Annotated in this window: 23 protein-coding genes; 13 read left to right on the forward strand and 10 right to left on the reverse strand. The window is 72.4% G+C overall.

What is annotated here, in order from left to right; translation table 11 throughout:
* Positions 1-9 precede the first annotated feature (9 nt).
* Both IRX98_RS11270 and IRX98_RS11275 read left to right on the forward strand, forming a co-directional pair.
* Complete coding sequence (locus IRX98_RS11270) at positions 10-603, forward strand: RNA polymerase sigma factor (RefSeq protein WP_224276758.1); 594 nt, start codon at positions 10-12, stop codon at positions 601-603.
* Positions 600-1,061 (forward strand): hypothetical protein, encoded by a 462-nt coding sequence (locus tag IRX98_RS11275; protein ID WP_224276760.1) that lies wholly within the window; start codon positions 600-602, stop codon positions 1,059-1,061. Before IRX98_RS11270 ends, IRX98_RS11275 begins: the two co-directional genes overlap by 4 nt.
* On the opposite strand, the gene IRX98_RS11280 is transcribed toward IRX98_RS11275, so the two are convergent.
* A complete protein-coding gene (locus IRX98_RS11280; protein ID WP_224276762.1) occupies positions 1,058-2,335 on the reverse strand; it encodes a S8 family peptidase in 1,278 nt (425 codons plus the stop codon). The two genes, IRX98_RS11275 and IRX98_RS11280, sit on opposite strands and share 4 nt — an antisense overlap.
* Before the next feature lie 82 nt (positions 2,336-2,417).
* Between IRX98_RS11280 and IRX98_RS23470 the strand changes: the two genes are divergently transcribed.
* Positions 2,418-5,006: a CHAT domain-containing protein gene (locus IRX98_RS23470; RefSeq protein WP_224276765.1), complete on the forward strand. Its 2,589-nt coding sequence runs from the start codon at positions 2,418-2,420 to the stop codon at positions 5,004-5,006.
* 9 nt (positions 5,007-5,015) lie between these two features.
* Here the strand turns inward: IRX98_RS23470 and IRX98_RS11290 are convergent, their stop codons facing one another.
* Positions 5,016-5,339 carry a hypothetical protein gene (locus tag IRX98_RS11290; protein WP_224276767.1) on the reverse strand — a complete coding sequence of 108 codons (324 nt, stop codon included), beginning with the start codon at positions 5,337-5,339 and terminating at the stop codon, positions 5,016-5,018.
* A gap of 99 nt (positions 5,340-5,438) precedes the next feature.
* Between IRX98_RS11290 and IRX98_RS11295 the strand changes: the two genes are divergently transcribed.
* Positions 5,439-7,217: a proline--tRNA ligase gene (locus IRX98_RS11295; protein ID WP_224276769.1), complete on the forward strand. Its 1,779-nt coding sequence runs from the start codon at positions 5,439-5,441 to the stop codon at positions 7,215-7,217.
* Positions 7,218-7,276: 59 nt separating this feature from the next.
* On the opposite strand, the gene IRX98_RS11300 is transcribed toward IRX98_RS11295, so the two are convergent.
* Together IRX98_RS11300 and IRX98_RS11305 are read right to left on the reverse strand one after the other, a co-directional pair.
* Positions 7,277-8,209, reverse strand: a complete 933-nt coding sequence (locus IRX98_RS11300) for a chromosomal replication initiator protein DnaA (RefSeq protein WP_224276771.1) — start codon at positions 8,207-8,209, stop codon at positions 7,277-7,279.
* Positions 8,206-8,718 carry a SigE family RNA polymerase sigma factor gene (locus IRX98_RS11305; RefSeq protein WP_224276773.1) on the reverse strand — a complete coding sequence of 171 codons (513 nt, stop codon included), beginning with the start codon at positions 8,716-8,718 and terminating at the stop codon, positions 8,206-8,208. Before IRX98_RS11305 ends, IRX98_RS11300 begins: the two co-directional genes overlap by 4 nt.
* Positions 8,719-8,793: 75 nt before the next feature.
* On the opposite strand from IRX98_RS11305, the gene IRX98_RS11310 reads away from it, so the two are divergent.
* On the forward strand, positions 8,794-9,510 hold the full coding sequence (locus IRX98_RS11310) for an HAD family hydrolase (RefSeq protein WP_224276775.1): 717 nt from the start codon (positions 8,794-8,796) through the stop codon (positions 9,508-9,510).
* Positions 9,511-9,759: 249 nt separating this feature from the next.
* Here IRX98_RS11310 and IRX98_RS11315 read toward each other — a convergent pair whose 3' ends face one another.
* Positions 9,760-10,188 (reverse strand): DUF4439 domain-containing protein, encoded by a 429-nt coding sequence (locus IRX98_RS11315; protein WP_224276777.1) that lies wholly within the window; start codon positions 10,186-10,188, stop codon positions 9,760-9,762.
* On the reverse strand, positions 10,185-10,694 hold the full coding sequence (locus IRX98_RS11320; protein ID WP_224276779.1) for a hypothetical protein: 510 nt from the start codon (positions 10,692-10,694) through the stop codon (positions 10,185-10,187). Before IRX98_RS11320 ends, IRX98_RS11315 begins: the two co-directional genes overlap by 4 nt.
* Before the next feature lie 115 nt (positions 10,695-10,809).
* Between IRX98_RS11320 and rimP the strand changes: the two genes are divergently transcribed.
* The 8 genes from rimP to IRX98_RS11360 all read left to right on the forward strand — a co-directional run bounded on the left by rimP (position 10,810) and on the right by IRX98_RS11360 (position 19,016).
* A complete protein-coding gene (gene rimP, locus IRX98_RS11325) occupies positions 10,810-11,298 on the forward strand; it encodes a ribosome maturation factor RimP (RefSeq protein ID WP_224276782.1) in 489 nt (162 codons plus the stop codon).
* Positions 11,298-12,287 carry a transcription termination factor NusA gene (gene nusA / locus IRX98_RS11330; protein WP_224276784.1) on the forward strand — a complete coding sequence of 330 codons (990 nt, stop codon included), beginning with the start codon at positions 11,298-11,300 and terminating at the stop codon, positions 12,285-12,287. The genes rimP and nusA overlap by 1 nt, the downstream gene beginning before the upstream one ends.
* 94 nt (positions 12,288-12,381) lie before the next feature.
* Positions 12,382-12,678, forward strand: a complete 297-nt coding sequence (locus IRX98_RS11335; protein ID WP_224276829.1) for a YlxR family protein — start codon at positions 12,382-12,384, stop codon at positions 12,676-12,678.
* Between the two features lie 97 nt (positions 12,679-12,775).
* Positions 12,776-15,556, forward strand: a complete 2,781-nt coding sequence (gene infB, locus IRX98_RS11340) for a translation initiation factor IF-2 (protein ID WP_224276786.1) — start codon at positions 12,776-12,778, stop codon at positions 15,554-15,556.
* A gap of 134 nt (positions 15,557-15,690) precedes the next feature.
* Entirely contained in the window at positions 15,691-16,170 is a 480-nt protein-coding gene (rbfA, locus tag IRX98_RS11345; protein WP_224276788.1) for a 30S ribosome-binding factor RbfA, read from the forward strand.
* Positions 16,170-17,045, forward strand: a complete 876-nt coding sequence (gene truB / locus IRX98_RS11350) for a tRNA pseudouridine(55) synthase TruB (protein ID WP_224276790.1) — start codon at positions 16,170-16,172, stop codon at positions 17,043-17,045. The genes rbfA and truB overlap by 1 nt, the downstream gene beginning before the upstream one ends.
* Positions 17,046-17,092: 47 nt before the next feature.
* Positions 17,093-18,031: a bifunctional riboflavin kinase/FAD synthetase gene (locus IRX98_RS11355; protein ID WP_224276792.1), complete on the forward strand. Its 939-nt coding sequence runs from the start codon at positions 17,093-17,095 to the stop codon at positions 18,029-18,031.
* Positions 18,024-19,016, forward strand: a complete 993-nt coding sequence (locus tag IRX98_RS11360; RefSeq protein ID WP_224276794.1) for a hypothetical protein — start codon at positions 18,024-18,026, stop codon at positions 19,014-19,016. The genes IRX98_RS11355 and IRX98_RS11360 overlap by 8 nt, the downstream gene beginning before the upstream one ends.
* A 162-nt stretch (positions 19,017-19,178) precedes the next feature.
* Here IRX98_RS11360 and IRX98_RS11365 read toward each other — a convergent pair whose 3' ends face one another.
* From IRX98_RS11365 to IRX98_RS11380, 4 genes are read right to left on the reverse strand one after another with little or no spacing between them, the layout of a single operon-like run.
* Positions 19,179-19,421, reverse strand: a complete 243-nt coding sequence (locus tag IRX98_RS11365) for an HPr family phosphocarrier protein (RefSeq protein ID WP_056602465.1) — start codon at positions 19,419-19,421, stop codon at positions 19,179-19,181.
* 40 nt (positions 19,422-19,461) lie between these two features.
* Entirely contained in the window at positions 19,462-21,540 is a 2,079-nt protein-coding gene (locus tag IRX98_RS11370; RefSeq protein WP_224276796.1) for a PTS fructose transporter subunit IIABC, read from the reverse strand.
* Positions 21,537-22,490 carry a 1-phosphofructokinase family hexose kinase gene (locus tag IRX98_RS11375; RefSeq protein WP_224276798.1) on the reverse strand — a complete coding sequence of 318 codons (954 nt, stop codon included), beginning with the start codon at positions 22,488-22,490 and terminating at the stop codon, positions 21,537-21,539. Before IRX98_RS11375 ends, IRX98_RS11370 begins: the two co-directional genes overlap by 4 nt.
* Positions 22,487-23,254 carry a DeoR/GlpR family DNA-binding transcription regulator gene (locus IRX98_RS11380; protein ID WP_224276799.1) on the reverse strand — a complete coding sequence of 256 codons (768 nt, stop codon included), beginning with the start codon at positions 23,252-23,254 and terminating at the stop codon, positions 22,487-22,489. The genes IRX98_RS11375 and IRX98_RS11380 overlap by 4 nt, the downstream gene beginning before the upstream one ends.
* Positions 23,255-23,288 lie beyond the last annotated feature (34 nt).

Here is a 23,288-nt window from a genome sequence, read left to right on the forward strand (position 1 = left end):
ATGGTCACCATGTCAGAGGACCGAAGGGCTGAGGGGCAGCCCGACCAGTCACCGTGGGACATGGCCAGTGGGGCGTTCATCGCCTGGCGTGCAGGGGACGCCAGTGCGGTGGACGAGCTGGTTGCCGCGATGACACCGGTGCTCTGGCACGTGGTGAGGGCATACGGGCACGACCGACAGTCGGCCGAGGACGTGATCCAGGCGACCTGGCTGGGATTCGTGCGGCTCCACCAAACCATCGAGGACCCCCAGGCGGTCGCGTCCTGGCTGATCACCTCAGCCAGGCGCGGCGCAGCCGCACACGCCCGGACCGCACGCCGTGCGGCACCGGTCGAGGACGAGACGCTGCACGCCGTGCTCCCGGACGCGGAGTCGGCGGAGGCGCTCGCCCAGCGTGACGACGAGGCGGCACGGCTGTGGGGAGCCGTGGCGTCGGTCGACGAACGATGCCGCAGGCTGCTGAGGGTCGTGGCCTTCATGGACCGGCCCGACTACCAGTCCCTGAGCCGGGAGCTCGACATGCCTGTCGGGAGCATCGGGCCCACGCGGGCGCGGTGCCTGGCCAAGGTCCGATCCGCCCTGATGAGAGGAGGCGAGCGATGACCACCGACGACGATGCCGCTCTCCTCGAGGAGCTGCGAGCCATGTGGACGACCTACGACCCGCCGCCGCCCGGACTGACGCAGACGATGATCGCCGTCGTCGCGGCCGCCGACCTCGACCCGGAGTGGGAGATGCTGGTCCTGGTCCGCGACTCCGCCCACGAGGCGCTCGCCCAGGTCCGCGGCCTGGCCACGGCCCGGATGCTGTGGTTCACCGCGGCCGAGGGCTGGTCCCTGGAGGCCGAGGTCGACGGCCATCAGGTGCGCGGGCAGGTGCTCGACCTCGATGGCGACATGGGGGCCGTCGAGGTCACGGTCGAGACCGCGGACGGGCGGTCGTGGACGACCGGCGTGGACGAGGTGGGGTTCTTCGCGATCACCGCCGAGCCCACCGGCTCGGTCCGCTTCACCGTGCGGATCGGCCAGACGTCGTCCAGCAGCCGATGGGTCGAGCTCTAGAGCAGGTCCAGCTCGTGGTGCGGGCCGACCATCGGGTCGGAGTCGTACCTCGCGCGGGCCAGCACGGCGTCGCGGGCGTCACGCGCTGACGACCCGGTCTCGGAGATCTCGCGGGCGATCCGCCCGGCGACGTAGGGGGCGGCGAACGACGTGCCGCTCCACCGTGCCATGCCGGTGCTGAAGACCCGTACGTCGCCCTTGTCGGGGCTCTCGTGGCACGTGAACGTCCCGTCCGGGAACGCGTTGACGTGGTTGCGGCCGAGGGCGTAGACGTCCGCGGACACCCCGAAGTTGGAGAAGTCCGAGACCCGCTCGTCGCGGTCGATCGAGCCGACGCCGACGCACCAGTCGAAGGCGGCCGGCCAGAACGGTGCCGCCCAGGAGTCGTTGCCTGCCGCGGCCACGAGCACGCAGTCGCGGTCGCGCAGGTGCTTGCGGTGGAACTTCTCCAGCGCGATCGAGGGCAGGTCCATCCGGGTGCGGCAGCCGGCCGACAGGTTGATCACCTGCGGGTCGTGGTCGAGCGCCTTCTCGAGATGGTGCACGAGGTCCGACTCGAGGACCCCGCCACCGCCGAGCCCGCCGATCGCGAAGCCCTGGACGAAGACCTTCGTCTCCGGCGCGACGCACCGCACGACGCCCGCGATGAAGGTGCCGTGGCCGGCGTAGGGACGCAGGTCGGGGCCGTTGAGCTCGTCGTCACCGTGCACGCCGTGCAGCCAGGGCGTACGCGGGTCGCTCCCCGACGCAGGGTTCCAGCCGGTGTCGATCACCACGACGCGGACGTCACACGCAACCTTGTGCTGGGGGACCAGCGGGGGCCACGGCTCGACCAGCCCGGTCTCCTCGGGCTCGATCGCCGGGCACAGGGTCCCGCCGCCTCCGCCACCGGGTGCGACGTGGACCCAGTGGTCGGGTGAGGCGGCGCCTCGGCGCAGGCCGCTCGCCTCGAGCAGGTCGAGGACGTCGGGCACCGACTCGCCGCCGGGTCGCTCGCCGAGCAGGTAGCGGACCAGCTCGCCGTCGAGGAGGCGTACGTCGTCGCGCTGCGGCGGGTCGCCCAGCACGCCCTTGTCGAGCCGGGCCACCGCGGCCTCGAAGTCCTCGACCTCCTCGACGCGCACCAGCACGCGGTGCGGGTGGAAGACGTAGGTGAAGTCCGCCGGGGCCTCGGTGTCCCAGGCCACCGCACCGTCGTTCGCCTCGCGGAAGTCGCGGAGCTGGTCGGTGGTGCGTCGTCGTGCGTCGTTGCCGATCTTCCAGTCGTTCGCCATGGAGTCGACGCTAGCCCTGTGAGGTCACCGTCAGGGGTGGAATCCGCACAAGTCTCCAACGGGATCGGCAAGGATGGCCGACGTGGATCGCGACGAGGCGGAAGAGCTGCTGCGCACGCTCTTCACCGATCCCGAGGCGGCGCGGCTCCAGGCGGAGCAGGACCTCGTGGCTGACCCCGACCCGGCGATCGCCTCGATCGGGCACCAGGTGGTCGGCATCGTGCTGCGGGACCGCGGCGAGACCGAGGCGGCGCTGCGTGCGCTGAGGACCTCGGTCCGCTGCGCCCGGCGCTCGGCGGACGAGCACCGGGTCGCCGACGCCCGGGCCACGCTGGGCGGCTCGCTGGCCACCGCGGGACGGGTGCGCGAGGGGCTGGGTCACCTCGACGCCGCGGCCGGCGTGCTCGACGGGGTGCCCCTGGGACGCGTCCTGGTGCGGCGCGCCTGGGTGTCGAGCTACCTCCTCAGTCGCTTCGAGGACGGTGCGGACGACCTGGCCCGTGCCTCACAGATCTTCGACGGTGCCGGCGACACCGTCTGGGAGGCCCGCGCCCTGCGCCTGACCGGCATCACGCGGATGGGGCTCGGCGACCTGGTCGGTGCGCGACACGCGTTCCGGCAGGCCCGCGCCGTGTGGGCGGGGATCGACCACGGCTGGGACGTCGCCGCCTCGGTGCACGCCGAGGGATGGGTCGACTTCCTCGAGGGCGACCTGCCTCGCGCCCTCGAGCAGCTCGCCGACGCGGCGGCACGGTTCGAGGTGCTCGACATCACCAGCGTGGAGCTCCTCACCGACCAGTGCGCCGTCTACCTCGCGGGCGGCCTTGCCCAGGACGCGCTCGCCGTCGTGCACGAGGCACTCAGCGCGCGTCCCCTCCAGATCCGGGAACGCTCCGACGTGCTCTGCGCCGAGGCGACGGCGGCACTGGCGGCGGGTGACCTCATGCGCGCGGCCGCGGCCGCGGACGAGGCGCGCCGCCTCTATCGCTCCCACGGCCAGGAGGTGGACGAGCTTCGGGCGGAGCTGCTTGCCCTCACCGCTCGTGCCGACGCGGGCCACCCGGCGAGCCGCCTGCTGCCGCGCGTCGAGGCCCTCGTCGAGTCGTCCCGCCGGACCGGGGACCGCGACCTCCCGCGCGTGCTGCTGCTCGGCGCTCGCGTGGCGCAGGCCTCACGGGCGACTCGCGCACCCGCGCTGTCCGACGCCTGGCTGGGCGAGGCCGCGAGCTTCCGTCACGCCTCGACGGCGTCCACGCGTGCGCTCGGCTGGCTCGCCCTGGCCCAGAAGCGCCACCTCGCCGGTGAGGTCGGAGGCGTGCTGCGCGCGTGTGACCGGGGTCTGGCAGCGCTCGCCGACCACGCGACGACGCTGGGCAGCCAGGAGCTGCGGGCGAGCGTGTCGGGCCACGGCGCCCAGCTGGCCGCCCTCGGCACCCGCACGGCACTGACGTCGGGCGATCCCCGACGGATGCTGCGCTGGTCCGAGCGCTGGCGAGCGACCTCCCTCGCCACGGCCGTGCCCAGGAACACCCGCGACCACGAGACCTCCACCGAGCTCGCAGCGCTGCGCGCCCTGCACCACCGCCTCGCTGAGGGGAACGTCTCCGGAGACGCTGCCGAGCACCTGCGAGCGCGCGTGGCGCGACTGGAGCAGTCCGTCCGCCACCGGCTGCTGCGCACCCGCGGCGAGGGCGCGACCTCGTCGTCGCTGGACGTCAGCGAGCTCCTCGAGTCACTGGCCGAGGACGACACCGTGCTGGTCGAGCTGACCGAGATCGACGGTGTGCTGCACGCGCTCGTCGCGGGTCGTGGACGCGTACGCCATCTCGTGGTCGGCGACGCGGCCGCGGGCGCAGCAGCGGTCGACTTCTCGCTGTTCACCCTGCGCCAGGCGGCGCGCGGGCGTCGCTCCCAGCTCGACGTCGCCGGCGCCCGGCTGGAGCGGTCGCTGTTCGGGGCGGCGCTCGACGGGGTGGGGGAGTCCCGTGTCGTCGTGTCCGGCACGTCGGCGTTGCAGGGCGTCCCCTGGGGCCTGCTGCCGTCGCTGGCGCACCGGCCCGTCAGCAGTACGCCGTCCGCGCGGCTGTGGCTGCGGTCCCGAGCCGCTGCTCCGGCCGAGGACTCCCGTCGCGTGATGCTCGTCGGCCCGGGGCTCGGCAGCGGTGGTGCGGAGGTGCCTGCGGTCGCGGCCCAGGACCCCCAAACAGAGGTGTTGGACGGCGAGTCGGCGACGGTGGCGGCAGCGCTCACCGCGCTGGACGGCGCCTCGCTCGCGCACGTCGCGGCCCACGGTCACTTCCGCGAGGACAGCCCGCTCTTCTCCTCGCTGACGCTCGCAGACGGGCCGCTGCTGGTCCACGACCTCCAGCGCCTCGAGCGTCCGCCGCACCGCGTCGTGCTGTCGGCCTGCGAGTCCGGCGTGATGGCGCCCGTGGGCGACCAGGAGCTGCTCGGGCTGGCCGCGGCGCTCCTGTCGATGGGCACCGCCGGTGTCGTGTCCAGCCTCGCCGAGGTCGACGACGCCGCGACGGTCGAGGTGATGGTGGCGCTGCACGCCCGGCTCCGCTCGGGCGGCGGGCTCGGCGACGCTCTGCTCGCGGCGCGGGACGTGGCCGCAGGCGACCCGGTGCTGGCCGCGACGGCAGCGTCGTTCACGGCGCTCGGCACCTAGCCGAAGCGGTCAGCCGGGGTCGGTGAACGAGACCGGCTTCCCGGTCGCGCGGGCGTAGGCGACCTCCCGGCTCGTCGACTCACCGACGTAGCCACCCGGGTTCACCACCAGGACCCGGTCGGCCAGGTCGATCTTGCGCAGGTGGAGCTCGTCCAGCGCCGCCTTCTGCTCCGGCGTTATCGAGGCGTCCGCGCCGCGGTCCTCCACGCGCAGGAAGACGCCCGGCGCGAGGACGATCGCGCCGCCGAAGGTGAGGTCCCGGTTGGCCGTGGCCATCTCGTCGACGAAGCGGGTGGAGCCGCAGATGCAGACGATCTCGGGGCGCTGGGGCACGGCTCGGTCCTTCGGGTTCGGACGGCAGGGGAGCCGGCAGTCTAGGCACCGGCGAATCTGGTGTGCGGTGCCGCGCGGCGCGCACCTATCCTTGCGCCCATGACTGGCCGCCTCCTCCGCATGTCGACCCTGTTCGTGCGCACCCTGCGCGACGACCCCAACGACGCCGAGGTCCCGAGCCACCGCTTGCTGGTCCGCGCCGGCTACATCCGCCGCGTCGCGCCGGGCATGTACACCTGGCTGCCCCTGGGCCTGCGCGTCCTGCGCCGGATCGAGACCATCATCCGCGAGGAGATGGACGACATGGGCGCCCAGGAGCTGTCGTTCCCCGCGCTGCTGCCCAAGGAGCCCTACGAGGCGACCGGCCGCTGGACCGACTACGGCCCCAACATCTTCCGCCTCCAGGACCGCAAGGGCGCCGACTACCTCCTCGGCCCCACGCACGAGGAGATGTTCACCCTCGTGGTGAAGGACCTCTACTCCTCCTACAAGGACCTGCCGCTCTCGATCTACCAGATCCAGACGAAGTACCGCGACGAGGCCCGCCCGCGCGCCGGCCTCCTGCGCGGGCGCGAGTTCGTGATGAAGGACTCCTACTCCTTCGACATCGATGACGCCGGGCTCGAGAAGTCCTACCAGCAGCACCGCGACGCCTACATCCGGATCTTCGACCGGCTCGGCTTCGACTACGTCATCGTCAAGGCGACCTCCGGCGCGATGGGTGGGTCGGCGAGCGAGGAGTTCCTCGCCAAGGCCGAGGTCGGTGAGGACACCTACGTCCGCTGCACCGCGTGCGACTACGCCGCCAACGTCGAGGCGGTCCGGGTGCGCGCCCCCGAGGCGATCCCGTACGCCGACGCGCCCGCCGCGCACGCGGAGGACACCCCTGACACCCCCACCATCGACACGCTCGTCGACCACCTGAATGCCACGTTCCCGCGCGACGACCGGCCCTGGGCCGCCGGCGACACCCTCAAGAACGTGCTGGTCTCGCTCGTGCACCCCGACGGCACGCGCGAGCCGCTCGCCATCGGCGTGCCCGGGGACCGCGAGGTCGACCAGAAGCGCCTCGAGGGCCAGCTCGAGCCCATCGAGGTCGAGCCCATGGACGAGGGCGAGCTCGCCAAGCACCCCGCGCTGGTCAAGGGCTACATCGGCCCCGAGGTTCTCGGCGAGGAGTCGAAGTCCGGCATCCGCTACCTCGTCGACCCCCGCGTCGTCGAGGGCACCCGCTGGGTCACCGGCGCCAATGTCTCCGGCTCCCACGTCGTCGACCTGGTCGCGGGACGCGACTTCACCCCCGACGGCACCATCGAGGCCGCCGACGTGCGCGACGGCGACGAGTGCCCCAACTGCACCGAGGGCACGCTCGAGTCGGCGCGCGGGGTGGAGATGGGCCACATCTTCCAGCTCGGCCGCAAGTACGCCGAGGCGCTCGGGCTCAAGGTGCTCGACGAGAACGGCAAGCTCGTCACCGTCACCATGGGCTCCTACGGCATCGGTCCCTCGCGTGCCGTGGCCGCCATCGCCGAGGGCACCCTCGACGACATCGGACTGTGCTGGCCGCGCAACGTCGCGCCCGCCGACGTGCACATCGTGGCCGCCGGCAAGGAGGACGCGATCTTCGAGGCCGCCGAGAAGCTCGCCGCGGACCTCACTGCCCAGGGCGTCGAGGTGCTCCTCGACGACCGTCGCGGCAAGGTCAGCCCGGGTGTGAAGTTCAAGGACGCCGAGCTCATCGGCGTACCCACGATCGTCACCGTGGGCCGCGGCCTGGCCGACGGCACCGTCGAGGTGCGCGACCGCCGGACCGGCGAGCGCGAGGAGGTCGCGGTGGACGCGGCCGCGGCGCACGTGGTCGAGGCCGTCAGGTCGTGACGTGACGGGCGGGTCGTGGCGCGAGCACCTCGCCGTGATCCGCCCCGACGCCGGCGACGTCAACCGGCAGGCGTGAGCGACACCGCGATCCGGAAGTCCTCGAGGTGGAGGTAGGTGCGCGGTCCGGCCTGCGTGACGTGCCGGACGTTCTCGAGGATTGCGGTGAGGGGCGCCGAGCGCCCACACCCCGGTTCGTTCCGGTACTCGACCTCGAAAGGGGTGGTCAGGGCGAAGGCGCCGTCCTCGAGGCGGTAGCCGGCACCCAGGTCGCGGCAGCCGTCGTGGACCTGCAGCGTGGTCCGGTAGAACGTGATGCGCAGGGCCACGTCGCGGAACGTGTCGTACTGCTCCCCGCCCCCGCTGCTGATGCCCGCGATCAGCGCCGACCAGTCGCCCTCCACGTCGATCGCGTCCGCGCCGCCGGCGGGTGCGGGTGGATCCGTCACTCCGTCGGCGACCGTGGTGCCGGGTGACTGCGTGAAGGTGTCGATGCGGGTGAGCCCGTCGGACTCGTAGACCGGCGTGGAGCGCAGGCCGGGAGCACCGGCGCCGGGCTCCCACGGGGGCTGCTCCTCGAAGGCGTCCCGCTCGATGTAGCCGGTACGTCCGCAGTCGCCGATGGCGGCGACCAGGTCGGGCTGCCGCGAGTTGTCGCGCGCGCTGCCGTAGGTCTGGCCCGAGGCGTTCGTGGGGTAGTCGGGGCCGCTCGGGACCGGCTCGGAGGGCGGCTGCGGGTCCTGCCTGTCGCAGGGAGCAGCCGGAGCGGTGTCGGCGATCCGTTCGGTCGAGCGTTCGACCCCGGGCAGGACCTGTTGCGCGGCGATGCCTCCTGCGCCAGCCAGGACCAGCGCCCCCGCGGCCAGCGCGACGTTGCGGCGCGTACGTCGCCGGCGTCCCGCGCGGGCCGCGCGCACGAGGTCGGGGAGAGGTGCAGGTCGCTCGGGGAACGTCTCGGCCAGTCGCTCGAGCATCCGGGTGGTGTCGTGGGTCATCGCGTCGTCCCGTCGCGGAGCGTGGTGAGGTGCTCGTCGTGGGCCAGCCGGTCGTGGGCACGGGACAGGCGGCTCTTGACCGTGCCGATCGCGATCCCCAGGGCGTCGGCGATCTCCCGGTCGCTGAGGTGGGCGTAGTAGCGCAGCACCACGACCTCGCGCTGCCCGTCACCGAGGCCGTCGAGGGCACGAGCCACCGCGTCGGCGCCGTCGACGCGGTCTGCCGTGCCCGGGTCGCCGCGCTCGGGGAGCACGGCGGTGGGGCGCTCCTGCCACCACCGGCGTCGCCGCGAGCTGCGGAACTCGTTGAGCAGGATCTTCATGACGTACGCGTCCGGGTGGGTCGCGGCACTCACCTTGGCCCACGAGACGTAGCACCGCATGAGCACGGTCTGCGCCAGGTCCTCCGCCTCGTGGTGACCGGCACCGAGGAGCACGGCGGAACGCGCGAGCACCAGCCAGCGCGCGCTGGCGAACTCGGCGAACGCGTCGTCGCGGTCCTGTGCCACCGTGCCCCCTTCCTGCTCCTGAGATGACCACGGAGCCCCGAAAGGTTCCCGTCCGGCTCGGATAGGTTCGCGCACATGACGATCAGGGCAGTGATCTTCGACTGGGGCGGCACGCTGACGCGCTGGCACGACATCGACTTCCACGCCGAGTCGCTCGCGCTCGCCCAGGCCGTACGACGGACGCCGAGCACCGACGACGACCACCACGCGCACGCCGCGCGGCTGCACAGCGCGGGCGACGTGGTCTGGGGGCGCAGTCGCGACCGCCAGCAGAGCGCGACGATCGCGCACCTCTTCGCCGAGGCCGGCCTCGACCACGACCCCGACCTCCTGGCGGCCTACTACGAGTTCTGGGAGCCGCACACCCAGACCGACCCCGAGGTGGGGCCGATGTGGGAGGAACTGCGGGGGATGGGCGTGAAGGTGGGCGTGCTGTCCAACACCCTGTGGCCGCGCGAGTGGCACCGCGGGTTCTTCGAGCGCGACGGCGTGCTCGACCTGCTCGACGGGGACGTCTACTCCAGCGAGATCCCGTGGACCAAGCCGTCCCCGCACGCGTTCGCCGCGGCGATGGAGGCCGTCGGGATCACCGAGCCCGCGGCCTGCGTCTACGTCGGCGACCGGCTCTTCGACGACGTCTGGGGCGCCCACAACGCCGGGCTGCGTGCGATCCACGTGCCGCACAGCACCATCCCGCCCGGCCAGGTGGGGCACACCGAGGGCGAGCCCGATGCGACCGTCCACTCGCTCGCCGAGATCCCTGCCGTCGTGCGTGCCTGGAGCGCGGCCTGAGCCCGACGTCCGAACGGACCGGCCTGCAAGTTTGTGCGTTGCAGGAACATGCAAGTTGGATGTGCTTTCGCTACCCGTCAATCGAATGCATGATTGTGCATGTGGCCACCACTACCCCACAAGTGGGCCACACAGGGTGATGCTGACCAACCCCATGTAGCGGTCCGCGTCCTCGGCCTTTGGGAGAGATCTCGGGACTTTCCCAAAGGCTGAGGCCGCGGGCCGTTTCCCTTTTTTGGGGGTCGGCGCTCAGCCGAGCTCGGGGGCGCCGGGCCAGGCCTGCGGTTCGCCGCCCAGCTCCAGCTGCCACGACGCCGACCACGTCGCCTCTGCCATGGCCCACTCGCGCACGGTGCCGGTCGACCTGGCCACCAGGGCCAGCATCGTTGCCACGCCGGCCACCTCGAGCTCCAGCGCCGCGGCCTGCAGCTTCGCGGGGCGCAACGGTCGACCGTCCAGCTCGTACGCCGCCGCTGCCGCCACGGGCTCGCCGCCGGCCTCTGCGACCAGGAGCCGCAGCCGGTCGCGACGCGCGCGGTGCCGGCGGTAGCCGGCGGTGAGGACGTCGTACAGCTCGGGCGACGCGGCCTGCGAGGTGCGCGCGCCCAGCACGCCGTAGGTGTAGAGCGCAGCGTGCTCGGCGGCGAGCGTCTCCTGCAGGGCGTCGAGGACCGTCATGGTGTCGTCCCGGTGCCCAGGACGGTCGCGGGCAGGGCGGCGGAGTGCTGGGCGGTCGACGCGGCCGCGCTGGCCAGCACGCGCGCGAGGTCGCCGCTGGCCGCACCGACGCAGGCCTCGCGCAGCTGTCGCAGCAGCCGCTGCTCGGAGCGGCGTACGGCAGCCAGTGCCCGGTCCGGCGCGTCCGGGACGCGGGCGGGGGAGGCGTCGGGCAGCTCGGCGTCGGCGACCGCTCCCACGAGCAGCTGGCGGTGGGCGGCGTGCGCGGCGGCCAGGGGCGCGAGCCGGGCGGTGAGCCCCGAGGCCGCGGCGGCTGCCAGCACGCCCTCGGCGCGCTCCAGCTCGACGACGACCGAGGTCACCAGCTCGGCGTCCTCCGGGGGTGGCGGCGAGGCGGGCGAGGCATCGTCGCGGGCCGGTGGGTCGATGTCGCACGCCGCGAGGACCAGGGGTGCCGCGAGTGCCGAGCCCACCGCCGTACGGCGGGAGAGGGGGCGGCCGGGCACCCCCGCACCCTACCTACCACCCGCGGCGGTCCGGACCGGTCGGCGGTGGATGAGCCGGCTCCGGCACCGGCCGCTAGGGTGATCCTTCGACAACAGCACAAGGAGGTCGCACCCGATGAGCACACCCCGTCAGGACGCCACCCGGGACCGCATCGAGGCGGAGCTGGTCGACCCCCTGAGCGTGATGGGCCTCGACGTCGAGGCCGTCGAGGTCACCCCCGCCGGCAAGCGACGCGTGCTGCGCGTCGCCGTCGACAAGGACGGTGGCGTGACGCTCGACGACGTCGCCGACGCCACCCGCGAGGTCTCGCGGGTGCTCGACGAGTCCGACGTCATGGGCGAGATGCCCTACACGCTCGAGGTCACCTCCCGAGGTGTCGACCGCCCCCTGACCCTGCCGCGCCACTGGCGCCGCAACTCCGACCGGCTCGTGAAGGCCACGCTGGCCGACGGCACGACCGTGACCGGCCGTATCACCGACTCCTCCGAGGACTCGGTGACCCTCGACGTGTCGGGGGAGACCCACGTGGTCGCCTACGCCGACGTCGCGAAGGCCTTCGTGCAGGTCGAGTTCAACCGCAAGAGCGAGAAGAAGGACGACTGATGGACATCGATCTGAGCATCCTGAGGATGCTGGAGCGCGAGAAGGAGATCTCCTTCGAGGTGCTGGCCGAGGCCATCGAGCAGGCCCTGCTGACCGCCTACCAGCGCGCCACGGAGTCCCAGCACCCCGCACGCGTCGAGCTGGACCGCAAGAGTGGCCACGTGACCGTGTGGGCCCGCGAGGTCGACGAGGACGGCGTGGCCGGACCCGAGTACGACGACACCCCCGCCGGCTTCGGCCGGATCGCGGCCACCACCGCCAAGCAGGTCATGCTCCAGCGGCTGCGTGACGCCGAGGACGAGAAGACCTTCGGCGAGTTCTCCGGCAAGGAGGGCGACATCATCTCGGGCATCATCCAGCAGGGTCGCAACCCCGACGACGTGATGGTCGACCTCGGCAAGCTCGAGGCGATCCTGCCGATCAGCGAGCGCGTGCCGGGGGAGAGCTACGTCCACGGCGAGCGCATCAAGTGCCTGGTCATCTCCGTGCGCAAGGGCATGCGCGGCCCGCAGGTCACCCTGTCCCGCTCGCACCCCACGCTGGTGAAGAAGCTCTTCGCGCTCGAGGTGCCCGAGATCGCCGACGGCACCGTGGAGATCGCCGGCATCGCCCGCGAGGCCGGCCACCGCACCAAGATCGCGGTCCACTCCACGATCCCGGGCGTCAACGCCAAGGGTGCCTGCATCGGTCCGATGGGCCAGCGGGTGCGCAACGTGATGAGCGAGCTGCACGGCGAGAAGATCGACATCGTCGACTGGGCCGAGGACCCGGCCGAGCTGGTCGCCCACGCGCTGTCGCCGGCCCGGGTCAACTCCGTGGAGATCGTCGACCTGGCGGCGCGGTCCGCGCGGGTGGTCGTCCCGGACTTCCAGCTGTCGCTCGCCATCGGCAAGGAGGGGCAGAACGCCCGCCTCGCCGCCCGGCTCACCGGCTGGCGCATCGACATCCGGAGCGACGAGGCTCCCCACCCGGACCAGGCGGCGGAGTGAGCCTCAGTTCGTAAACCACTGGCCCCACGCAGTAGAGTGACTCACAGTGGCCACCACGTCTGACACCCCTGCGCCCGGACCCGTCCGGACCTGTGTGGGTTGCCGGGCCAGGGCCGCTGCGAGCGAGCTGCTGCGAGTGGTCGCAGGCTCGGACGCCGGGGGCACGCCCGCCCTGGTGCCCGATCCGGACCGCCGGGCACCCGGTCGTGGGGCGCACCTGCACCCCACGCTCGAGTGTTGGGAGCTCGCGGTGCGACGGAGAGCATTCCCCCGGGCCCTGCGCTCGGGAGTCCCGCTCGCCGGAGCGCCGGTGGAGGACCACCTCGCCTCGCTTCACCACCATCCCGATCCACAGCACGACCGACCAGAAACTGGAGCACGCAGCTCATGAGCACTCGATGAGTAACTCGTAATGAGTGTGCACACCCACTAGCTGTTCCGTTTCCCCTCCTTCTGGGGTCACGGACCAGAAGGAGTAGTTACCAACCGTGGCAAAGACCCGAGTCCACGAACTCGCCAAGGAGTTCGGAGTCGAGAGCAAGTTCGTTCTCGAGAAGCTCAAGGAGATGGGTGAGTTCGTCAAGTCGGCATCGTCGACCGTCGAGCCCCCCGTCGAGATGCGCTTCAAGAAGCAGTACGGCGACGAGCTGAAGGCCGCTGCGGCCTCCGCCCCCGCCGCCGACACCGCGACCGAGGCGCCGGCCAAGAAGGCCGCACCCAAGCCCGGTCCCAAGCCCCCCGCCGCGCCTGCCGCGACCGAGGCCCCCGCCGAGACTCCCGCCGAGGCTCCTGCTCCGGCGCCCGTCGAGGAGGCAGCCCCGGCCGCCAAGCCCGGTCCCAAGCCCGGCCCCAAGGCACCTGCCGCCGAGCCGAAGGCCCCGGCCGCCGAGCCCGAGCCGCCCGCGGCCCCGGCTGCTCCGGCTGCCAAGTCCCCGTCCCCGGCACCGCGCCCCGTGGGTCGCCCCGGCGCCCCGCGCCCGGGCAACAACCCGTTCGCCCCGAGCCAGGGCATGGGCTCGCGCCCGGCCCCGCGCACGCCCGGCGACGACAACCGTCCGCCGCGTCCGCCGGCCGGCGGTGGCGACGCACGCCCCGGCATGCCGCGCCCCAACCCGGCGATGATGCCGAAGTCGCCCGCTGCCTTCGGCAACGGTCCCGGCGCCCGTCCTGCTCGCGGTGGCCCCGGTGGCGGCCCCGGTCGTCCGGGTGCCCCCGGTCGCGGCGCTCCGGGTCGTCCCGGTGCCGGTGGCGGTGCTCCCGGCGGCGCTCCCGGTCGTCCCGGTGGCTTCGGCCCGTCCGGTGGCGGTCGCCCCGGTGGCGGTCGTCCCGGCCAGCGTGGCCAGACCCAGGGTGCCTTCGGGCGCGCGGGTGGTCCGTCGCGTCGAGGTCGCAAGTCGAAGCGTGCGCGTCGTATGGAGTTCGAGGCCATGGAGGCCCCGACCATCGGTGGCGTGCGCGTCCGCAAGGGCAACGGCGAGACCGTCCGCCTGCCGCGGGGCGCCTCGCTGACCGACTTCGCCGAGAAGATCAACGTCGACGCCGCTGCCCTGGTGCAGATGCTGTTCTCGCTCGGCGAGATGGTGACCTCCACGCAGTCGGTGGGTGACGAGACGTTCGAGCTGCTCGCCGAGGAGCTCAACTACGTCGTGGTCATCGTGTCCCCCGAGGACGAGGACCGCGAGCTGCTCGAGACGTTCGACCTCGAGTTCGGCGCCGACGAGGGTGACGAGTCCGACCTGGTCATCCGCCCGCCGGTCGTCACCGTCATGGGTCACGTCGACCACGGAAAGACCAAGCTCCTCGACGCGCTGCGCAACGCCAACGTCGTCGACAAGGAGGCCGGTGGCATCACCCAGCACATCGGTGCCTACCAGGTCCACACCGAGGTCGACGGCGACGACCGTCGCATCACCCTCATCGACACCCCCGGTCACGAGGCGTTCACCGCCATGCGTGCCCGTGGTGCCCAGGCCACCGACATCGCGATCCTGGTCGTCGCGGCCGACGACGGCGTCATGCCGCAGACGGTCGAGGCGCTCAACCACGCCAAGGCAGCAGGCGTGCCGATCGTGGTCGCGGTCAACAAGATCGACAAGCCGGAGGCCGACTCGACGAAGGTCCGCGGCCAGCTCACCGAGTACGGCCTGATCCCCGAGGAGTACGGCGGCGACGCGATGTTCGTCGACGTCTCGGCCAAGGCGGGGCTCAACCTCGACAAGCTGCTCGAGGCCGTGGTCCTGACCGCGGACGCCTCGCTCGACCTGCGTGCCAACCCCACGCAGGACGCCCAGGGCCTCGTGGTCGAGGCGCACCTCGACCGCGGTCGCGGTCCGGTCGCCACGGTCCTCGTCCAGCGCGGAACCCTGCGCGTGGGCGACTCGATCGTCGCCGGTCCCGCCCACGGTCGTGTCCGCGCCATGCTCGACGAGCACGGCAACGAGATCACCGAGGCAGACCCGTCGCGTCCCGCGATGGTGCTGGGCCTGAGCGCCGTCCCCGGTGCGGGCCAGAACTTCATCGTGGTCGAGGACGACCGCATGGCCCGCCAGATCGCCGAGAAGCGGGAGGCGCGCGAGCGTGCGGCCATGCAGGCCAAGCGTCGCGTGCGTCGCAGCCTCGAGGACTTCATGGCCTCCATGGAGAAGGGCGAGAGCCAGGAGCTCAACCTCATCCTCAAGGGCGACGTGTCCGGTTCGGTCGAGGCCCTCGAGGACGCCCTGTCGCAGATCGATGTGGGCGAGGAGGTCTCGCTGCGGGTCATTGACCGCGGTGTCGGTGCGATCACCGAGACCAACGTCGACCTGGCCGCCGCCTCGGACGCCATCATCATCGGCTTCAACGTCCGCCCCCAGGGCAAGGCGAGCCAGATGGCCGACAAGGAAGGTGTCGAGATCCGCTACTACTCGGTCATCTACCAGGCGATCGAGGAGATCGAGGCCGCGCTCAAGGGCATGCTCAAGCCCGTCTACGAGGAGTCGACCCTCGGCCAGGCGGAGATCCGCGAGATCTTCCGCTCGTCCAAGGCCGGCAACATCGCAGGCTGCATGGTCACCTCCGGCCTCATCCGCCGCAACGCCAAGGTGCGCGTGCTGCGTGACGGAGCCGTGGTGGCCGACAACCTCGACCTGTCCTCGCTCCGCCGGGAGAAGGACGACGCCTCCGAGGTCCGCGAGGGCTTCGAGTGTGGTCTGGTGCTCAAGAACTACCAGAACATCCAGATCGGCGACATCGTCGAGTCCTTCGAGATGCGCGAGATCCCGCGCGGCTGATCGTCGAGCGGGCACTTGCTCGCGCTGAACAGAGTCGACCGGGCGGTTCCTCGCGCTACACCGCGAGGAACCGCCCGGTCAGCACGTCTCAGCGCGAGGAAGTGCCCGGTCACTTCGTTTGAGAGAGTGAACCCATGAGCAACCCCCGCGTCCGCAAGATCGCCGACCGGATCCAGGTCATCGTCGCCGAGATGCTCGAGCGTCGGATCAAGGACCCGCGCCTCGGCTTCGTCACCGTCACCGACGTCCGCGTCACGGGCGACTCGCAGCAGGCCTCGATCTTCTACACCGTCCTCGGTGCCGAGGAGGAGCGCGCCAGCACCGCCGCCGCGCTCGAGTCGGCCAAGGGCGTCATCCGCTCCGAGGTCGCCAAGCAGCTCGGCATGCGCATCGTGCCGACCCTCACCTTCATCCCCGACGCCCTCCCCGAGAGCGCCCGCGAGCTGGAGGAGGTCTTGGCCCGCGCGAAGCAGCAGGACGAGGAGGTCGCGGCCCGCCGCGTCGAGGCGTACGCCGGCGAGGCCGACCCCTACAAGAAGCCCCGCGTGATCGACGAGGACGACGACCTCGACGACGACGAGGACGACCTCGAGGACGAGGACGACCGCGCCTGATGGTCGACCCCGGACTGGTCGTGGTCGACAAGTCCCCGGGCATGACGTCGCACGACGTCGTGGCGCGGGTGCGTCGGCTGGCAGGCACCCGCAAGGTGGGGCACGCCGGCACCCTCGACCCGATGGCCACCGGCGTGCTGGTGCTGGGCGTGGACCGCGCCACCCGGCTGCTCGGGCACCTGATGCTGACCGAGAAGGCGTACGACGCCACGGTGCGGCTGGGCGTCACCACGACGACCGACGACGCGGAGGGTGAGGTCGTCCAGGTCAGCGACATCGGCGCCGCCTTCCACCAGCCGGGTCTGGTGCAGACGGAGTTCGAGGAGCTGGTCGGGGAGATCCAGCAGGTCCCCACGGCCGTCTCGGCCATCAAGGTCGACGGCAAGCGCGCCTACCAGCGCGTGCGTGACGGCGAGCAGGTCGAGCTGAAGGCCCGGCCGGTGACGATCCACGCGCTCGAGGTCCACGACCAGCGGGTCGTGGGGGAGTTCCTCGACGTCGACATCTCGGTGCGCTGCTCCTCCGGCACCTACATCCGGGCCATCGCCCGTGACGTCGGCGCCGCGCTCGGGGTGGGCGGGCACCTGACCGCGCTGCGGCGTACGGCAGTGGGCCCGTTCGACCTCGGCGTCGCACGCACCCTCGACGAGCTGTCCGACGACTTCTCGGTCGTGCCGATCGCGGTGGCCGCCCGGGCGAGCTTCCCCGCGGTCGACCTCGAGGAGGAACAGGCCGCCGACGTACGTGTCGGGCGCGCACTGGACCTCACCCTCTTTGCGGACGCACCGCACGCGGTGTTCGCGCCGGACGGACAGTTCCTCGCGCTCTACGAGCAGCGCGGCGAGCGGGCCCGCGCCGTAGCCGTCTTCGTCTGAGCGGGGGACCGGCCGGACCTCGCGTCGTGCGCCAGTAGGCTGCCGCCGTGCAGATCTGGCGAGACGTCGACGACGTGCCGGCCGACCTCGGCCGCACGGTGGTCAGCATCGGCAACTTCGACGGCGTGCACCTGGGCCACGCCCACGTGCTGCGCGAGGCCCGTGAGACCGCCGAGCGCCTCGGGGTCGACACGGTGGTCGCGGTCACCTTCGACCCCCACCCGATGGCGGTGCTTCGCCCGGAGCACGCGCCGCCGACGCTGACCTCCATCGGCACCCGTGCCCGCCTGCTCGAGCACTCCGGGGTGGACGCGATCCTCGTGGTCGGCTTCGACCGGGAGGTCGCCGGCTGGTCGCCGCAGGACTTCATCGACCGGATCCTGGTGGACGCCCTGCACGCCGCGGCCGTGGTCGTGGGTGCCAACTTCCGCTTCGGCGCCAAGGCGGCCGGCGAGGTCGCGACCCTGGTCGAGGCCGGCGCGGCGCGCGGCTTCGAGACGATCGGCGTGGCGCTCGACGGTGGCCCGCAGGTGTGGAGCTCGACCTACGTCCGGCAGTGCCTGGCCACCGGCGACGTGGCCGGCGCCTCCGAGGCGCTGGGGCGCCCGTTCACCGTGCGCGGCACCGTCGTCGAGGGTGACAAGCGCGGCCGCGAGCTGGGCTACCCGACCGCCAACGTGCCGGTTCCACCGGTCGACGCCGCCCCGGCCGACGGCGTCTACGCCGGCTGGCTCACCCGGCTCGACACCGGCGAGCGCTATCCGGCCGCCATCTCGGTCGGCACCAACCCGACCTTCGACGGCGAGCGCGAGCGGCGCGTGGAGTCCTACGTGCTCGACCGCGACGACCTCGAGCTCTACGGCGTCGAGGTCGAGGTGGCCTTCGTCGACCGGCTGCGCGGGATGGTGAAGTTCGAGGGCATCGAGGCGCTCGTGGAGACCATGCACGACGACGTACGCCGGGCGCGCGAGGTCCTGGGTGGCTGAGCACCCGCACCAACCGGCCGTCGAGTCGTGGTTCCTCGCCCACGGACTGCCCTACTTCGTCGCCGAGGAGCGGGCCGCCGCACGGGAGGGGCTCCGGCCGCGGCGGCTCGTCCTGCTGGTCGTCGCGCTCGCGGTGCTGGGGGCCGTGGCCGGCGTGCTGGTGTGGCTCACGCCGACGTCCGAGACCGCCGGTCCCGCGCTGTGGTTCTCGGTCGCGGGCCTCGCGGTGCTCTGGTACGCCGTGACGGCCCTGCGCGCGCGTCCGATCCTCGGTTTCGCGCTCTCGCGCACCCTCGGCAGCCTGCGCTACCTCGCGCCGATGGTCTCGCGCGCGCTGCCGCTGCTGCTGGTCTTCGTCACCTTCCTCTTCGTCAACGCCGAGGCGTGGGAGATGACGACCAACCTTCCCTTCGGGCTGCTGTGGCTCACCGTGCTGATGATGTTCGGCCTGGCCGTGCTCTTCCTGCTCGTGCGGCTCCCGGAGGAGGTCGACCGCGTCGACGACGAGGTCGACGACGACTTCATCGTCCGCGCCTGCGCCGGCACGCCGCTCGAGGCCGCGAGTCGCGAGGTCGCCGCCGATCCGGCCGTCGATCCGCAGTCCTACGCCCAGGTGGCGGGCTTCGAGCGGTGGAACCTGATCCTCGTGCTGCTGGTGATCCAGGCGGTGCAGGTGCTGCTGCTGTCGGTCACGGTCTTCGTGTTCTTCATGCTGTTCGGGTCGCTGGTGATGGAGCCGGAGACGCAGGCCTCGTGGATCGGCAAGGACGTCTCCGACCTCAGGAACGCGCCGGTCATCTCCAGCGTGTCGGTCTCCCTGATGAAGGTCTCGCTCTTCCTGGCCTCGTTCAGCGGCTTCTACTTCACGGTGTCGGCCGTCACCGACGACACCTACCGCCGCCAGTTCTTCTCGGTCGTCGAGAGCCAGCTCGAGCGCGCGGTCGGGATGCGGGCGGTCTACCTGGCCACGCGCGAGCGCCGCTGACCCTCTGGGCGGTGCGTGAGGGGGACTCGGCGGCAGTGGCCCCCGACCGAGCCACCGCGCGTACGTCCGACGCGCCGCACATGCAGATGGGCGGTGCGTGAAGCGGTTCCCGAGTCTCCGGAACCCCCCTCACGCACCGCCCACCGCAGTGCTCGGTCAACCTCAGGCGTCGAGGTCCTGCTCGACGAGCGCAGCGATCGCGTCGACGGCGGCCTGGTCGTCGCCGGCCACCTCGACGGTGTCGCCGTTGCCGGCTCCCAGGGTCATGATCATCAGCGAGGAGCTCGCGTCGACACCGTTGATGGTGACGTCGGAGCCGAGCTCGCCGGCCTTCTCGGCGATGATCGCGGCGGGACGGGCGTGGAGGCCGACGGCGGAGCCGACGACGACGGACTTGCTGGGCATGGTTCTCCTTCAGGTGGGCTGGTCGTAGGACGGGTGATGGTCAGACGGTAGCGACGTCGGCCTCGGAGCGCCCGACGCTCTTCAGCACCACGACGAGCGCAGCGCTCACCAGGACGCCGGCGACCAGGGCGATGACGAAGCCGAGCACCCCGTCCACGGCGAAGAGCACGAAGATGCCGCCGTGGGGGGCACGCAGGCCCACGTCGAGGCCCATCGACAGGGCTCCGGTCACGGCGCTGCCGGCCATGATCGAGGGGATGACGCGCAGCGGGTCGGCCGCGGCGAACGGGATGGCGCCCTCGGTGATGAAGGAGGCTCCCATCGCCCAGGCGGCCTTGCCGTTCTCGCGCTCGGGAACGGTGAACAGGCCGGGACGCACGACGGTGGCCAGCGCCAGTGCCAGCGGCGGCACCATGCCGGCGAGCATGACCGCTGCCATGACCTTGAGCTCCGGGGCGTCGGTCGCGGTCGCCGCGGCGCCGAGGCCGGTGGTGGCGAAGGCGTACGCCGTCTTGTTGAGCGGTCCGCCCATGTCGAAGGCCATCATCAGGCCGAGGATGACGCCGAGGATGATCGCCGAGCCGCCCTGCAGGCTGTTGAGCCCGTCGCTGAGGCCCTCCATGAGACGCCCCAGCGGCTTGCCGAGGATGACGACCATGACGAAGCCGGAGATCAGGGTCGCCAGCAGCGGGATGACCAGCACGGGCATCAGCCCGCGCATCCAGGTCGGCACCTTCCAGCGGGTGATCCAGAGGGCCACCATGCCGGCGAGGACGCCGCCGACGATGCCGCCGAGGAAGCCGGAGTTCAGGGTGCCGGCGATGGCGCCCATCACGAAGCCGGGGGCGATGCCCGGGCGGTCGGCGATGGCGTAGGCGATGTAGCCGGCCAGGGCCGGCACCAGGAAGCCGAAGGCGGCAGCGCCGAGGGTGAAGAGCAGTGCACCGAGGTAGGCGAAGAACGCGCTGCCGAAGAGCGCGTGGTCGAGACCGAGCGCGTCGACGTCGGGGAGGTTGAAGAAGGTGTTGTCGACGGCGATCGTCTGTCCGTCGTTGACGATCTCGTAGCCGCCGAACAGGAAGCCGAGCGCGATCAGCAGGCCGCCGGCGGCGACGAAGGGGATCATGTAGGACACGCCGGTCATCAGGACCCGGCGGGCGGTGGCGCCGAAGGACTGCTTGCCCTCCGCGGTGTCACCGGTGTCGCTGGCGGTGCCCTCGACGCGCGGCGCGCTCGACGGGTCCGCGGCGTAGCGCAGCGCCTCGGCGATCATCGCGTCGGCGTCGTCGATCGGGCGCTTCACGCCGGAGCTCACCATCGGCTTGCCGGCGAAGCGGGACCGGTCGCGCACGCCCACGTCGACGGCGAAGATCACGGCGCCGGCGCCGGCGATCGTCTGGGGGGACAGGGGCGTGGAGCCCGCGGAGCCCTGGGTCTCGACCTGGAGGTCGACACCGGCTCGCTCAGCGGCGGCCTCGAGGGCCTCGGCCGCCATGTAGGTGTGCGCGATGCCGGTCGGGCACGCGGTGACCGCGACGAGCGACGGCTTCGTGCTCGAGGCCTGCGCGGGAGCGGCAGCAGCGGGAGCGGCGGCGGGAGCAGCAGCGGGAGCGGCGGTGCCGGACGGGCTGCCCGAGGCGGGAACGCCTGCCTTCGCGGCCGGAGCGGGCTCGCCGAGCTCGTGGGCGATGAGGTCGACGACCTCCTCGTCCGTCTCGGCGGCGCGCAGCGCGTCGGTGAAGGCGGGCTTCACGAGAGCGCGGGCGAGCTTGGTGAGGATGGTGAGGTGGTCGGCGTCGCCACCGGCGGGTGCGGCGATGAGGAAGGCCAGGTCGGCCGGGCCGTCCTTGGCGCCGAAGTCGACCGGCGGCTCGAGGCGGGCGAAGGCCAGGGTCGGCACCTCCACCCCCGTGGTGCGGCAGTGGGGGATCGCGATGGCGCCGGGCAGGCCGGTCGCGGACGTCGCCTCACGGGCGAAGGCGTCCTCGACGAGCTGGTCGACCGACGTGGCGCGGCCGGCGTCGCCGACGACGGCCGCGAGCGCGCGGATCACGTCGTGCTTGTCGGACCCCCAGTCGGCACTCAGCCGGACGAGGTCGGTGGTGATGAGGGCGGTCATGCGGTGCCTCCGAGTGGAGTGACGCCGACGAGCTCGGTGCGCAGCTGCGACGGCTGGGGGATGGTGGTTCCTGGTAGTCCTGCGGCGGCGCTGCCGTAGGCCACGGCCAGTGCCAGGCGCTCCGGGGCGGGCAGGCCCCGGATGTCGCCGAGCAGGTAGCCGAAGAGGCTGGAGTCGCCCGCACCGACGGTGCTCACGACTGTGGTGGGGGGAGGGGTGGCGTGCCAGGCGCCCTCGGGGGTCACGAGCACGGCGCCGTTGCCGCCGAGCGTGGCGAGCACGGCGCCGACGCCGCGCTCGAGCAGCTGCCGGGCGGCCGCGGCGGTGGCGGACGGGTCCGCCTCGAGCTCGTCGGGGTCGCCGCCGGTGAAGGAGGCCAGCTCCTCGCCGTTGGGCTTCATCAGGTCGGGCGCCGCCTCGGGCAGGGCGTCGACGAGGGCGCGGAGCGGGGCGTCGCTGGTGTCGACGGCGACGTGCCCGCCGGCGGCGCGCAGGCGGCGTACGAGGTCGGCGTAGAAGTCGACCGGGGCGCCGGCCGGCAGCGATCCCGCGAGCACGGTCCACGAGGCGTTGCCGGCGCGGGCCAGCACGGCCTCGGCCATCCGCTCGAGGTCCTCGCGCGTCACCTCGGCGCCGGGGGAGTTGAGCTTGGTGGTGGTGCCGTCGGGCTCGGTGATGGTCAGGTTGACGCGTACGTCGCCCGCGGGCCGCACCGGGCGGCAGTCGATGCCGGCGCCGAGCAGCTCCAGCACGAAGGCGTCGTCCTTGTGGGCCGGTACGACCGCGATGCTGGGGATGTCGGCGCTGACGGCCGCGCGGGAGATGTTGACCCCCTTGCCACCTGCCTGCGAGGTCACCGAGAGGACCCGGTGGACCTGGCCGCGGGCCAGTTCGCCGTCGAGGGCGACGGTCCGGTCGAAGCTGGGGTTCGGCGTCAGCGTCAGGATCATGCGACCACTACCTCTATTCCGGCGGATTCCAGCGCGCGGCGGTCCGCGGCCTCGATGTCGCTGTCGGTGACGAGCACGTCCAGGCTGTCGAGCGTCGCAAAGCGCACGGCCGTCTCCACGCCGAGCTTGCTCGAGTCGGCCAGCACGACCGTGCGGCGCGCGCACGCGATCATGGCGCGCTTGCTGGCCGCCTCGTCGCTGTCGGGGGTCGTCAGGCCGTGGCCCACGGTGAGCCCGTTGGTCGCGATGAACGCCACGTCCGCGCGGAGGTCGGCGAGGGCGGCGACGGTGTCGGAGCCGACGGCGGCGTGGGTGGTGGGGCGCACCTTGCCCGGGAGCAGGTGCAGCTCGATCTGGGGGAGGCCGGCGAGCCGGGTCGCCACCGGGACCGCGTGCGTGATCACGATCAGGCGGTGGTCGCGCGGCAGGGCGGCGGCGAAGCGCGCCGTGGTGGTGCCGGCGTCGATGACGACGACCGAGTCGGGCGGGGGGAGGAGCGCGACGGCGGCGTTGGCGATGGCTTCCTTGGCCTGCGTGTTGGACTGGTCGCGCTCGACGATGCCGGACTCGATGACCGTGAGGGAGCCCGCAGGGACGGCGCCTCCGTGCACGCGGCGGACCAGTCCCATGCGGTCGAGGGTGGAGAGGTCGCGGCGCACCGTCTCGGTCGTGACCTCGAACTCCTCGGCCAGCTGGACCACCGACAGCCGCCCGCGGCGGCTGATGAGGTGGGCCATCGCCTGCTGGCGTTCCTCGGCGTACATCGGTCCCCTCTCGGCGAATCTGTGTATGTGTTGT

This window comes from Nocardioides lacusdianchii (assembly GCF_020102855.1).
GTDB classification, from domain to species: domain Bacteria; phylum Actinomycetota; class Actinomycetes; order Propionibacteriales; family Nocardioidaceae; genus Nocardioides; species Nocardioides lacusdianchii.